Raw genomic sequence first — 13120 nt, 5'->3', positions numbered from 1 at the left:
TTACGCTTCACTAAAAAAACAGCCGTGCAACGACACTGCCGAGGAAACACCGTGACGGACACCCACCGCCCGCCTTCGCCCGATACGGCGCAGGACGCCGCCAACGCAATGGACCAGGCCCTGGACTGGCTCATCGCGCTCGGCAGTCCGGACGAAGAGCAGACCCGGCAGTTCCACGCCTGGCTGGCGGCCGATCCGCGCAACGCCGAAGCCTTCGCAAAGGCCCAGGCCATTTGGGACGGCCCGCAAGTAGCGCAGTGCGCCCAGGCGCTGGCCGCCAAACCGCAGAAAGTCACCGTCCTCACCCGCCTGCGCCCGCACTGGAAACCGCTGGCCACCGCCGCCGTGCTGGTGCTCGGCCTGTTCAGCTTCAGCAACCTGCCGATGCGCCTGCAGGCCGATCACCTGACCGTGGTCGGCGAGCGCCAGCGCCTGCAACTGGAGGACGGTTCCAAAGTCCTGCTCAACACCAACTCGGCATTTTCCAGCACCATCAACGACCGCCAGCGGGTGGCGCGGCTGTACCAGGGCGAAGCGTTCTTCGAGATCGCCGCCAACCGCAGCCAGCCGCTGGAGATCGACGCCGGCCCCGTGAAGGCCAGCGTGCACGACACCGCGTTCGCCGTGCGCTACCTGGACGGCGTGGCCCAGGTGCGCGTGCAGCGCGGCGACGTCGACCTGCGCGCCACCGGGGACGACGCCCGGGTGCGCCTGTCGGCCGGGGAAAGCATCCGCATCGGCCCCAACGGCTTCGACCGCCCGGCCAAACAGGACGCCGCCACCGACCTTGCGTGGGTGCAGGGCCGGCTGATCTTCGAGAACTGCCCGCTCAGCCAGGTCCTGGCGGAGCTGCGCCGCTACTATCCAGGCTGGATCATCAACACCAACGAGCAGTTGGCCGACGTCGCCGTCACCGGCAACTACCGCCTCGACCAGCCGCTGGACGTGGTGCGTTCCCTGGCCCACATCACCTCCGCGCGCCTGAAGGAATTCCCGGCGCTGGTGATCCTGAACTAAATGAGAATTATTTTTACTCGATAGCCGAAGCTCGTACGTCTCGTTATAGCCAATGCAATTGATTCGCATCTCCGGACGCGGATCAGCACCTATAAAGATTCGTGCGACACGGAGCGCTATCGATGTCATCACGCCTTACCCGCCAGACCGCTTCCCCTTCCCGCGTACTGTCGCTGCTGACGGCCGCCATCCTGATGGCCGGCACCGCACCGCTGATGGCGGCCACCGAACAGCCAGCGCGCAACATGGGCGACTACTCGTTCGCCATCGCCCAGCAGCCGCTGGTGTCGGCGCTCAATGCGTTCACCGCCGTCACCGGTTGGCAGGTGGGCCTGCCGGCGCAACTGGGGGAAGGCGTGTCGTCGCCGGGCGTGCGCGGTTCGCTGCCGCCGGAAAAAGCCCTGGAGCGCCTGTTGGCGGGAACCGGCCTGAGCTTTCGCAAGATCGGCAACAACAACGTCGTGCTGGAGAAACGCAGCACCGCCGGCGCGCTCAACCTGGATCAGGTGACCATCAGCGCCACCCGCCAGGAACAGTCGGTGAACAGCGTGCCCGCCACCGTCACCGTGCACACCCGTGAAGAGCTCGACCGCAGCAACGTCAACACCATCAAGGACCTGGTGCGCTACGAGCCCGGCGTCTCCGTGGGCGGCGCCGGCCAGCGCGGCGGGATCAGCGGCTACAACATCCGCGGCATCGACGGCGACCGCATCCTGACCCAGGTCGACGGCGTCGAAGTGCCGGACGGCTTCTTCAACGGCCCCTACGCCAAGACCCAACGCAACTACGTCGACCCGGAAATCGTCAAGCGCGTGGAGATCCTCCGCGGCCCGGCCTCGGTGCTGTACGGCAGCAACGCCATCGGCGGCGCCGTGAGCTACTACACCCTCGACGCGGACGACATCATCAAGCCCGGCAAGGACGTCGGCGCCCGCCTCAAGACCGGCTACAGCTCCGCCGACGAAAGCTGGCTGAAGTCCGCCACCGTCGCCGGCCGCGCCGACCGGTTCGACGGCCTGCTGCACTACAGCCAGCGCGACGGCCATGAAACCGACTCCTACGGCAGCAACAACGGCACCGGCCTCGACCGCACCGCCGCCAACCCGGAAGACGTCAAGGCGAGCAACGTGCTGGCCAAGCTCGGCTGGAACTACGCCGAGGGCTCGCGCCTGGGCCTGACCTACGAGAAATACAAGGACGACCGCGACACCGACCAGAAAAGCGCCTACGGCGGCCCCTACTTCAACGGCGCGCCGACCCTCCCCAACAGCGTGCTGCCCGGCGGCATGTACCAGTGGCGCACCGGCAACGACACCATCACCCGCGAGCGCTTCGGCCTGGAGCACAGCTTCGAGCTCAACAGCCTGCTGGCGGACAACGTGAAGTGGAGCCTCAACCACCAGACCGCCAAGACCGACCAGAGCACCGAGGAGTTCTACTACCCGATGACCCGCAAGGTGCTGCGCACCCGCGACACGGTCTACGAAGAAAAGCAGTGGGTGTTCGACGCGCAGTTGGACAAGGCTTTCAGCCTCGGCGCCACCGACCATGTCCTGACCTACGGCACCACGATCAAGCGGCAGGAAGTCACCGGCTCGCGCAGCGGCGACGGCAAGTGCCTGGCGGTCGGCCGCGGCTGCACCGCCATCGGCGCCACCAGCGCGGCCGACGTGCTGAAGAAGTCCAGCGACTTCCCGGACCCGACCATCAATACCTACAGCCTGTTCGCCCAGGACCAGATCAGCTGGAACGACTGGACCTTCCTGCCGGGCCTGCGCTACGACTACACCCAGCTCAAGCCGCACATCACCCAGGAGTTCCTCAACACCGTGGCCGCCGACGGCAAAGGCACAGTCAGCGATTCGAACAAGACCTGGCACAAAGTCTCGCCCAAGTTCGGCCTGACCTACGCCCTGACCGAGAACTACACCTGGTACGGCCAGTACGCCGAAGGCTTCCGCACCCCGACCGCCAAGGCGCTGTACGGCCGCTTCGAGAACAGCACCACCGGCTACAACGTGGCGCCGAACCCGGATCTGGAGCCGGAGAAAAGCAAGAGCTACGAGACCGGCCTGCGCGGCAACTTCGAATCCGGCTCGTTCGATGTGGCGGTCTTCTACAACAAGTACCGCGACTTCATCAACGAAGACGCGGTCACGCCCGGCTACAGCGAGCTGACCTTCCAGACCAACAACATCAAGCACGCCACCATCAAGGGCGCCGAGGTCAAGGGCCGCCTGAACCTGGACGCGTTCGGCGCGCCGCAGGGCCTGTACACCCAGGGTTCGGTCGCCTACGCCTACGGTCGCAACAACGACACCGGCGAGCCGCTCAACAGCGTCAACCCGCTGACCGGCGTGTTCGGCCTGGGCTACGACCAGGACAACTACGGCGGCCTGCTGAGCTGGACCGTGGTGAAGAAAAAGGATCGCGTCGACGACAGCCAGTTCAAGTCGCCGGACGGCGTCAGCAGCCAGTTCAAGTCGCCGGGCTTCGGCATTCTCGACCTGACCGGGTTCTACAAGGTCACCGACGACGTCACCGTCAGCGGCGGCATCTACAACCTGACCGACAAAAAGTACTGGCTGTGGGACGACGTGCGCGGCTATGACAGCGTCGGCGAAGCCGCGGTGCTGAGCCCGGCCAACCTCGACCGCCTGACCCAGCCGGGCCGCAACTTCGCGGTCAACCTGGTCTGGGACATCTGACCCGGCCCGCCTCACTGCGCGCGTGCATCGCCGCGCAGTGAGGTTTTTTTACGCTCATGCGTCTTCTTGTACGTCTCGTTATCAAGTGCCACTGCTTTTCAAGGACATCCCATGATCGCCCCGGAAAAATCCCTGCGTTCGCAACGCCTGAACCAGATCACCCACGAGCCGCACAGCAAGCTCGATGCGCTGGTCAAGGCTCACGCGCCCTTCGAGACCCGCGAAAGCTTCGCCCGCTTCGTGGTCGCCCAATACCTGTTCCAGTCGGAACTGGTGGCGCTGTACAACGATGCCGAACTGACCGCCATCGTCCCTGACCTGCCGGCCCGTTGCCGCGCCGAAGCGGCCAAGGCCGACCTCGCCGACCTCGGCACCGACGTCCCGGCCCCGGTGGCCGGTGCGGTGCACAACCCGAGCAAGGCCCGTGCCCTGGGCTGGATCTTCGTCTCCGAAGGTTCGAAGCTCGGTGCGGCCTTCCTGATCAAGCGCGCCGTCGCACTGGACCTGAGCGAAACCTTCGGTGCCCGTCACCTGGGCGAACCGGAAGGCGGCCGCGCCGAAGGCTGGAAGCGCTTCGTCAAGACCCTCGATTCGCTGCCGTTCACTGCCGAAGAGGAAGCCGAAGCCGAGCAAGGCGCCCTCGACGCCTTCAACCGCTTCACCGTGCTGCTGGAACAGGCCTACTCGACCGAAGCCGAACCGGCCTGACCGGCCGCCGTCTCCCTGTGAACGGCAACTGCCTTGATCTGCCTTTAAGGGCTCCCACAGTGTTGACATCACCTGTGGGAGCCAGCCTGCTGGCGATGACGTCCGTGCAGGCGCCGCAAGGCAGTTGCCTCAACCCCAGACCGCACAAGCCTGTAAGATCCCCTTCCGCCTCACGTGCCCCACCGACTCCATGCCCCGACCCGCCTCCTCGAAACTCGCCCGCCTGCTGTTCGGCCTGCTGGCCTACGTCAGCCTCGGCATCGGCCTGATCGCCATCGTGGTGCCCGGCCTGCCGACCACCGAGTTCATCCTGCTCGCGGCCTGGGCCGCCACCCGCAGTTCCCCGCGCCTGAGCGCCTGGCTGGAGAACCATCGGCTGTTCGGCCCGATCCTGCGCAACTGGCGCAACGGCAAGCTCATCGCCCGCCGGGCCAAGCTCAGCGCCACGGCCAGCATGCTGCTGTGCGCCACGCTTATGCTGGTGATGCTCGATCACGGCTGGCCGGTCTACCTCGCCATCGCTGGCATGACCCTGGGCAACCTGTGGATCTGGTCGCGGCCGGAACCGTTGCCGAAGATCTCCTGAATTTTCTGCCCTTTTCAGGGCATTTTCCTGCGCAAACGTTTAGCCATGACCGTTCGTCGGTCGGCGCCTCATGCGGCTGTGCCCCAAGCCGATGAGCAAGGCATGGCGCTGAATGGATTTGGCGAAACGGGTGAGTCCGCCCCGTGGCCAACCTTTCATTCATTCGCGAGATCGCCCCATGTTCGACTCTCTTTCCATTCGCCTGAAAATCGTCCTGCTCTCCGGCCTGTGCCTGCTCGGCGTGGTGGCGCTGATCGTCGGCATCAACACCCACCAGACCAACCGCAACGACGAACTGGTCAGCGACTCCAGCAGCAAGATGCTCATCGCCAGCGTGCAGGACCTGCTGCAGGCCAAGGCCGCCGAACAGGCGGTGCGGGTGCAGAAGACCTTCGGCGAAAGCCTGCTGGCGGTCACCGCCCTGGCCGACCAGATCAAGGACATGCGGGTGATGGCCGCCAAACGCTCGATGGATGCCGGCGCCCTGCGCGAAGAGTTGAACCAGAGCCTCAAGACCGCCTTCGAGCGCAACGCCAAGGTGCTCGGCATCTGGCTGGCGTTCGAACCCGACGGCCTGGACGGCAAGGACAGCGAATTCAAGAACGACGCCGCCCGCCAATCCAACGAGGCCGGCCGCTTCGCCAGCTACTGGAGCCGCGCCGCCGGCACCGCGCTGAACACGATCATGGTCGAAGAGGACATGACCAAGACCACCCTCAGCCTCAGCGGCACGCCGTACAACAGCTGGTACACCTGCCCCCGCGACAACAAGCGCACCTGCCTGCTCGACCCGTACGCCGACACCGTGGGCGGCAAGGAAATGCTCATGACCACCATCTCCGTGCCGCTGCTGGTGGACGGCAAGGCCATCGGCGTGGTCGGCGTCGACATCGCCCTCGACGCCCTGCAAGCGGCGGCGGTGGATTCCCAGCGCGAACTGTTCAACAGCGCCGGGCACATGCTGATCGTCTCCGGCAGCGGCGTGCTGGCCGCCTACAGCGCCGACGCCAGCAAAGTCGGCAAAGGCATCGCCGACACCCTGGGCGCCGAAGGCAAGGACATCCTGCAACTGCTCGGCGGCGGCAGCCCGAAGATCCTCGAACAGGGCGACCTGATCCGCGCCGTGTACCCGGTCAACCCGATCGGCGACGCCCGCGCCTGGGGCGTGGTCATCGACCTGCCCAAGCAAGTGCTGCTGGCCGACTCGGTCAAACTGCAGGCGGTGCTCGACGACGCCCAGGAGGCCGGCACGATCACCGCCTTGTCGGTCGCCGTGGTGGCCGGCCTGCTCGGGCTGCTGCTGATCTGGCTCACCGCCTCGGGCGTGACCCGGCCGATCAACAGCGTCGCCGACATGCTCAAGAACATCGCCAGCGGCGAAGGCGACCTGACCCAACGCCTGAACTACGGGAAAAAAGACGAACTGGGCGAACTGGTGAACTGGTTCAACCGCTTCCTCGACAAGCTGCAGCCGACCATCGCCCAGATCAAGCAGAGCATCACCGACGCCCGCGGCACCGCCGACCAGTCGTCGGCCATCGCCCGCCAGACCAGCGAAGGCATGCAGGTGCAGTTCCGCGAGATCGACCAGGTGGCGACCGCCTCCAACGAAATGAGCGCCACCGCCCACGACGTCGCCAACAGCGCCTCGAACGCGGCCAACGCCGCCAAGGGCGCGGACCAGTCGGCCCGGGACGGCATGTCGATCATCGAGCGCAGCACCCGCGACATCAGCCAACTGGCCGATGAAGTCAGCAAGGCGGTGGCCGAAGTCGAGGAACTGGCGCTCAACAGCGAACAGATCGGCTCGGTGCTGGAAGTGATCCGCAGCATCGCCGAACAGACCAACCTGCTGGCGCTCAACGCCGCCATCGAGGCCGCCCGCGCCGGCGAGAGCGGCCGCGGCTTCGCGGTGGTGGCCGACGAAGTGCGCAACCTGGCCAAGCGCACCCAGGACTCGGTGGAGGAGATCCGCGTGGTCATCGAACGCATCCAGTCCGGCACCCGCGGCGTGGTCGCGACCATGCACTCCAGCCAGAGCCAGGCCCAGAGCAACGCCGGGCAGATCCGCCAGGCCGTGGACGCGCTGGGCAAGATCAGCGAAGCGGTCACCGTGATCAGCGACATGAACCTGCAGATCGCCAGCGCCGCCGAACAGCAGAGCGCCGTGGCCGAAGAGGTCAACCGCAACGTCTCGGCGATCCGCACCGTCACCGAAACCCTGACCGAACAGGCCAGCGAATCGGCGGCCATCAGCAGCCAGCTCAACGCCCTGGCCAGCCAGCAGATGAAGCTGATGGATCAGTTCCGCGTCTGACCCCTGCCATGCGGTGCCCCTGCTGGCGTCATCGCCAGCAGGCTGGCTCCCACAGGGTTCCCGGGTGCTCCTTTTGCACTATGCTGCGCTCTCCTTCCGGAGGGCCTTCGATGACCGATCTGCTCGCATCCATCCAAGCCGCGCTCGGCCTGCCCCGCACGCCGATCCCCTTCACCGCCGTCGGCGCCCTGCCCTCGGCCTTCGCCGTCACCGACCTGGCCTGCGCCAGCATCGCCGCCGCAGGCCAAGCGGTCAGCGAACTGTTGCTCCGGCAGACCGGCCACCGGCCCGCCGTCGAAGTCGACCGCCGCCTCGCCTCGTTCTGGTTCGCCGCCTCGCTGCGCCCGGACGGCTGGAACGTGCCGCCGTTGTGGGATCCGGTGGCCGGCGACTACGCGACGCAGGACGGCTGGATCCGCCTGCACACCAACGCCCCGCACCACCGCGCCGCCGCCGAACGCGTGCTCGGAGCCTGCGCCGACCGCGCCGCCATGACTGCGAAGGTCGCGCAGTGGACCGCCGCGGAGCTGGAGCACGCGGTGGTCGAGGCCAACGGCTGCGCGGCGCAGATGCGCAGTTGGGCCCAGTGGCAGCAGCACCCGCAGGGACTGGCGGTGAATGCCGAACCGCTGGTGCATTTCTTTGACGGTCAGCCGCAAAGCCCCAGGCCGTGGACCGGCTCGGCGGCGCAACCGCTGGCCGGGCTCAAGGTGCTGGACCTGACCCGGGTGCTGGCCGGGCCGACCGCCACCCGTTTTCTCGCCGGCCTGGGCGCCCAGGTGCTGCGCATCGATCCGCCGACCTGGAACGAGCCCGGCGTGGTGCCTGACCTCACCCTCGGCAAACGCTGCGCGCGGCTGGATCTTCACGCTCCGGCGGATCGTGCGGTGTTTGCGGCGCTGCTCAAGGACGCCGACATCCTGGTGCACGGCTACCGGGCCGATGCCCTGGAAAACCTCGGTTTCGGCGCCGAATCCCGGCGCAAGTGGGCGCCGGGGCTGATCGACGTCAGCCTCAACGCCTACGGCTGGAGCGGCCCGTGGCGCAACCGTCGGGGCTTCGACAGCCTGGTGCAGATGAGCAGCGGCATCGCCGAGGCCGGGCAGCGCTGGCGGCGCAGCGACACGCCGACGCCGCTGCCGGTGCAGGCGCTGGATCACGCCACCGGGTATCTGATGGCGGCCAGCGTGATCCGCCTGCTGACCGAGCGCCTGCACAGCGGCAAGGCCGGCTCGGCACGGTTGTCTTTGGCGCGCACGGCGAAGCTGTTGATCGAGCAGGGGCCGGGGACGGATGAACCGTTGCGGGCCGAGGACGGCCAGGATCAGGACGCGCGGGTGGAGCAGACGCCGTGGGGGCCGGCCCATCGGCTGAAGGCGTCGCTGAACATCAGCGGGACGCCGTTGCGCTGGGCGTTGCCGGCCACCGAACTGGGTTCGCATTCCCCGCATTGGCTGTGACTTCGCCGGCTCGCTGCCCGGGCGCCTTCACCGGCGCCATCGCCAGCAGGCTGGCTCCCACAGGGACTGACGGTGCCTACAGATTTTGTGCTCACCGCAAAAACTGTGGGAGCCTGCCTGCTGGCGATGAGGCCGGTGCAGCCGACACAAAACCCGCGATCAATCCCCCCGCCCCAACGACGTCCACAGCACCTGCGCCGCATACCCCCGGTACGGTCGCCAGGCCTCGGCCCGCGCCGTCAGTTCCCGCGCCGTCGGCCGCCGGCCCTCCAGCACCTCCAGCGCCCGCAGCAACCCCACATCCCCGGTCGGAAACCCGTCCATGTCGCGCAATTGGCGCAAGGCGATGTACTGCGCCGTCCAGTCGCCGATGCCGTGCAAGGCCAGCAGCCGCGTCACCCCGGATTCGAACAGCGACGGATCGTCCAGCAGCGCCTGCGCCACGCCGGACAACGTCCGCCCCCGGCTTTTGGGCATGCCCAACGCCGCCAGATCGGCGACCGCCAACACGTCAGCCTCGGGAAAGGCATGGGTCAACCCCGGCACCGGCGAATGGATCGGTTCGCCGTAACGCGCCACCAGTTTCCCCGCCAGACGGATCGCCGCCGTCACCGTGATCTGCTGCCCCAGCACCGCACGGAACGCCAGCTCCAGCCCGTCCCACGCCCCCGGCACCCGCAGTCCCGGCCGTTCGGCGATCAACCGCGCCAACAGCGGGTCCGCCGCCAGGTGCCGCTGCATCCGCACCACATCTGCATCCAGGCCGAACAATCGACGCAAACGCGCGACGATCTCCGGCACCGCCGCCGGCTCGGGAAAATCCAGTTCCACGTCCAGGCCATCCCCGTCACCGGGCCGGACCGACACGCTGCCGCTGACCCTGTTCAAACCGATGATCCGCGAATACACGCCGGCCTCGACCGTCTCCATGCCGGCCACCGCCCGTGCCCCAAGGAATCCGAGCATCGCCGGCCAGTCGTAGGGCGCCTGAACGTCCAGCCGCAGCCTCACAGCGACAGCAGGCCGCTGTACAACCCATACGCCGCCAGCCCGGCCCCGCCGATCACGCAGGTGAAAATCCCCTTCTCCAGCGTGGTGAACAGCGGCTCACCCTGCTCATGCTTGGCCTTGGCGAACAGGATGACGCCGGGCGCGTACAGCAGCGCCGACAGCAGCAGGTACTTCACCCCGCCGGCATACAGCAGCCACACCGCGTAACACAGGGCGATGCCGCCGATGAGCAGGTCCTTGGTGCGCTCGGCCGAGGCGTGCTCGTAGGTTTCGCCCCGGCCGCTGAGCAGCACCGCATAGGCCGCCGACCACAGGTACGGCACCAGAATCATCGACGAGGCGAGATAGATCAGGCTGGTGTAGGTGCCGGCGGAAAACAAGGTGATCAGCAGGAAGATCTGGATCATCACGTTGGTCAGCCACAGCGCGTTGACCGGCACGTGGTTGGCGTTCTCCTTCTTGAGGAACGCCGGCATGGTCTTGTCCCGGGCCGTGGCGAAGAGGATCTCGGCGCACAGCAGCGCCCACGAGAGCAACGCGCCGAGCAGCGACACCGCCAGGCCGATGCTGATCAGCAGCGCGCCCCACGGCCCGACGATGTGCTCCAGCACCGCCGCCAGCGACGGGTTCTGCAGGGTCGCCAGTTCCGGCTGGCTCATGATCCCCAGCGACAGCACGTTCACCAGCACCAGCAGCGCCAGCACGCCGATGAAGCCGATCACCGTGGCCCGGCCGACGTCGCTGCGTTTCTCCGCCCGGGCCGAATACACGCTGGCCCCTTCGATGCCGATGAACACGAACACCGTCACCAGCATCATGTTGCGCACCTGGTCCATCACCCCGCCGAAGCTGGGGTTGCTGCGGCCCCAGATGTCGCGGGTGAAGACGTCGGCCTTGAACGCCACCGCCGCGATGACGATGAACATCACCAGCGGGACGATCTTGGCCACGGTGGTCAGTTGGTTGATGAACGCCGCCTCCTTGATCCCGCGCATCACCAGAAAGTGCACCGCCCACAGCAGCAGCGACGCGCAGCCGATGGCCACCGGCGTGTTGCCCTGGCCGAACACCGGAAAGAAATAGCCCAGGGTGCTGAACAGCAGCACGAAGTAACCGACGTTGCCCAGCCACGCGCTGATCCAGTAGCCCCAGGCCGACGAGAACCCCATGTAGTCGCCGAAGCCGGCCTTGGCGTAGGCGTACACCCCGGAATCGAGTTCCGGCTTGCGGTTGGCCAGGGTCTGGAACACGAACGCCAGGGTCAGCATGCCGACCGCCGTGATCGCCCAGCCGATCAGGATCGCGCCGGCGTCGGCCCGGGCCGCCATGTTCTGCGGCAGGGAGAAGATGCCCCCGCCGATCATCGAGCCCACCACCAGGGCGATCAGTGCGCCAAGGCGCAGTTTTTGCGTCGGTTGCGACATTCCAGCGTCTCCAGGTTCCCGTGGGTCGAAGGCCGTAAACAGCGTCATGTAACCGTCGTTAATCAAACGGATTCAAGCGTAATAACGTTTATTGGATATCGCCAATAAACCCCTTTTATATATAGCCATTGACTCTAACGGCGAGTGCCGAAAATCAATTTTGTGCGCCATTCGTAATAAATCATTTCTGTACTGAAAACAGATGCGGAAAATTTGCCAAACCGGCAAAACGGACTAGCTTCAACATCCCAAGGGAATACGAGTTATTCCCGTTTTCTCTTGCAGACCCTTCTGCCACGGGCCTTCCAGGCGAGCGACCTTATGCCCTAGGCGAATTCATAAGTCATTCATTTAGCAATGGAATGTGCCCATGAACTGATCTAAGTCAGCTGTTTGACCGACCAACAGACTTAACCTGACGTCTCTCTTCTCCTGCAATGGAGTCATGCAATGTCTGAGTCCTCCGCAAAACTTAAACTCGGTGCGCTGACTGCACTGGTCGTCGGTTCCATGATCGGTGGCGGGATCTTTTCATTGCCGCAGAACATGGCCGTCAGCGCCGATGTCGGCGCCGTGCTGATCGGTTGGGCCATCACCGCCGTCGGCATGCTGACCCTCGCGTTCGTGTTTCAGACCCTGGCCAACCGCAAACCCGACCTGGACGGCGGGGTGTACGCCTACGCCAAGGCCGGCTTCGGCGACTACATGGGCTTCTCCTCGGCCTGGGGCTACTGGATCAGTGCCTGGTTGGGCAACGTCGGTTACTTCGTGCTGCTGTTCAGCACCCTGGGCTACTTCTTCCCGATCTTCGGCGAAGGCAACACAGTCGCCGCGATCATCGGCGCCTCCGTGCTGCTGTGGGCGGTGCACTTTCTGGTGCTGCGCGGCATCAAGGAAGCGGCGTTCATCAACCTGGTGACCACCGTCGCCAAGGTCGTGCCGCTGCTGCTGTTCGTGCTGATCGCGCTGTTCGCCTTCAAGCTGGACATCTTCACCGCCGACATCTGGGGCGCGAAGAACCCGAGCCTCGGCAACGTGATGAACCAGGTGCGCAACATGATGCTGGTCACCGTGTGGGTGTTCATCGGCATCGAGGGCGCGAGCATCTTCTCGGCCCGGGCGGAAAAGCGCACCGACGTCGGTAAGGCCACCGTGATCGGCTTCATCACCGTGCTGCTGTTCCTGGTGCTGGTGAACGTACTGTCGCTGGGGATCATGACCCAGCCGGAACTGGCCAAGCTGCAGAACCCGTCGATGGCCGCCGTGCTCGAGCACGTGGTCGGCCACTGGGGCGCGGTGCTGATCAGCGTCGGCCTGATCATCTCGCTGCTGGGGGCGCTGCTGTCGTGGGTGCTGCTGTGCGCGGAGATCATGTTCGCAGCCGCCAAGGACCACACCATGCCGGAGTTCCTGCGCCGCGAGAACGCCAACCATGTGCCGGCCAACGCCCTGTGGCTGACCAACGCCATGGTGCAGCTGTTCCTGGTGATCACCCTGTTCTCGGCCAGCACCTACCTGTCGCTGATCTACCTCGCCACCTCGATGATCCTGGTGCCCTACCTGTGGTCGGCGGCCTACGCCGTGCTGCTGGCGGTGCGCGGCGAAAGCTACGAGGGCGCGGCGGGCGAGCGGCAGAAAGACCTGATCATCGGCGCCATCGCCCTGCTCTACGCGGTGTGGCTGCTCTATGCCGGCGGCGTGAAGTACCTGCTGCTGTCGGCCCTGCTCTACGCCCCCGGCGCGATCCTGTTCGCCAAGGCCAAGCTTGAAGTCAAGAAACCGGTTTTCACCCCTGTCGAGAAGCTGATTTTCGCCGCAGTGGTCGCGGGCGCCCTGGTGGCTGCCTACGGTCTCTACGACGGCTTCCTGACCCTGTAACCGCGAGATAA

Annotated in this window: 9 protein-coding genes and 1 pseudogene; 8 read left to right on the top strand and 2 right to left on the bottom strand. The window is 66.0% G+C overall.

Annotation, left to right across the window (positions count from 1 at the left end; genetic code table 11):
- Positions 1 to 51 precede the first annotated feature (51 nt).
- The 7 genes and pseudogenes from CAG29_RS04945 (at position 52) to CAG29_RS04920 (ending at position 8796) form a co-directional block, all read left to right on the top strand.
- A complete protein-coding gene (locus tag CAG29_RS04945; RefSeq protein WP_085580523.1) occupies positions 52 to 1017 on the top strand; it encodes a FecR domain-containing protein in 966 nt (321 codons plus the stop codon).
- A gap of 122 nt (positions 1018 to 1139) precedes the next feature.
- Complete coding sequence (locus tag CAG29_RS04940) at positions 1140 to 3725, top strand: TonB-dependent receptor (protein ID WP_085636625.1); 2586 nt, start codon at positions 1140 to 1142, stop codon at positions 3723 to 3725.
- Between the two features lie 111 nt (positions 3726 to 3836).
- Entirely contained in the window at positions 3837 to 4433 is a 597-nt protein-coding gene (locus CAG29_RS04935) for a biliverdin-producing heme oxygenase (protein WP_085580519.1), read from the top strand.
- A 190-nt stretch (positions 4434 to 4623) separates the two neighbouring features.
- The gene (locus tag CAG29_RS04930; RefSeq protein WP_085580517.1) at positions 4624 to 5019 is read left to right on the top strand and encodes a YbaN family protein; all 396 of its coding nucleotides are present in this window, start codon (positions 4624 to 4626) and stop codon (positions 5017 to 5019) included.
- Between the two features lie 112 nt (positions 5020 to 5131).
- Positions 5132 to 6430 (top strand): annotated as a pseudogene (locus CAG29_RS28975) (chemotaxis protein); the annotation flags it as partial.
- Between the two features lie 150 nt (positions 6431 to 6580).
- Entirely contained in the window at positions 6581 to 7336 is a 756-nt protein-coding gene (locus CAG29_RS28970) for a methyl-accepting chemotaxis protein (protein ID WP_371856096.1), read from the top strand.
- Between the two features lie 110 nt (positions 7337 to 7446).
- Positions 7447 to 8796: a CoA transferase gene (locus CAG29_RS04920; RefSeq protein ID WP_085693924.1), complete on the top strand. Its 1350-nt coding sequence runs from the start codon at positions 7447 to 7449 to the stop codon at positions 8794 to 8796.
- Positions 8797 to 8955: 159 nt separating this feature from the next.
- On the opposite strand, the gene CAG29_RS04915 is transcribed toward CAG29_RS04920, so the two are convergent.
- Positions 8956 to 9807 carry a DNA-3-methyladenine glycosylase gene (locus tag CAG29_RS04915; RefSeq protein ID WP_085693923.1) on the bottom strand — a complete coding sequence of 284 codons (852 nt, stop codon included), beginning with the start codon at positions 9805 to 9807 and terminating at the stop codon, positions 8956 to 8958.
- Positions 9804 to 11231 carry an arginine-ornithine antiporter gene (gene arcD / locus CAG29_RS04910; RefSeq protein ID WP_085580509.1) on the bottom strand — a complete coding sequence of 476 codons (1428 nt, stop codon included), beginning with the start codon at positions 11229 to 11231 and terminating at the stop codon, positions 9804 to 9806. Before arcD (CAG29_RS04910) ends, CAG29_RS04915 begins: the two co-directional genes overlap by 4 nt.
- A 450-nt stretch (positions 11232 to 11681) precedes the next feature.
- Between arcD (CAG29_RS04910) and arcD (CAG29_RS04905) the strand changes: the two genes are divergently transcribed.
- Positions 11682 to 13109 carry an arginine-ornithine antiporter gene (gene arcD / locus CAG29_RS04905; protein ID WP_085580507.1) on the top strand — a complete coding sequence of 476 codons (1428 nt, stop codon included), beginning with the start codon at positions 11682 to 11684 and terminating at the stop codon, positions 13107 to 13109.
- The last annotated feature ends 11 nt before the right edge of the window (positions 13110 to 13120 follow it).

This window comes from Pseudomonas sp. B7(2017), from assembly GCF_002112745.1.
Classification (GTDB): Bacteria; Pseudomonadota; Gammaproteobacteria; order Pseudomonadales; family Pseudomonadaceae; genus Aquipseudomonas; species Aquipseudomonas ekonensis.
Note: the sequence above shows the minus strand (reverse complement) of the source record. Positions and strands in the feature narration are given on the sequence as shown.

Excerpts from the sequence above, each read along its gene's own strand:
- CAG29_RS04940 (WP_085636625.1), top strand. The coding sequence starts at position 1,140 with ATGTCATCACGCCTTACCCGCCAGACCGCTTCCCCTTCCCGCGTACTG.
- CAG29_RS04935 (WP_085580519.1), top strand. The coding sequence starts at position 3,837 with ATGATCGCCCCGGAAAAATCCCTGCGTTCGCAACGCCTGAACCAGATC.
- CAG29_RS04930 (WP_085580517.1), top strand. The coding sequence starts at position 4,624 with ATGCCCCGACCCGCCTCCTCGAAACTCGCCCGCCTGCTGTTCGGCCTG.
- CAG29_RS28970 (WP_371856096.1), top strand. The coding sequence starts at position 6,581 with ATGCAGGTGCAGTTCCGCGAGATCGACCAGGTGGCGACCGCCTCCAAC.
- CAG29_RS04920 (WP_085693924.1), top strand. The coding sequence starts at position 7,447 with ATGACCGATCTGCTCGCATCCATCCAAGCCGCGCTCGGCCTGCCCCGC.
- arcD (WP_085580509.1), bottom strand. The coding sequence starts at position 11,231 with ATGTCGCAACCGACGCAAAAACTGCGCCTTGGCGCACTGATCGCCCTG.
- arcD (WP_085580507.1), top strand. The coding sequence starts at position 11,682 with ATGTCTGAGTCCTCCGCAAAACTTAAACTCGGTGCGCTGACTGCACTG.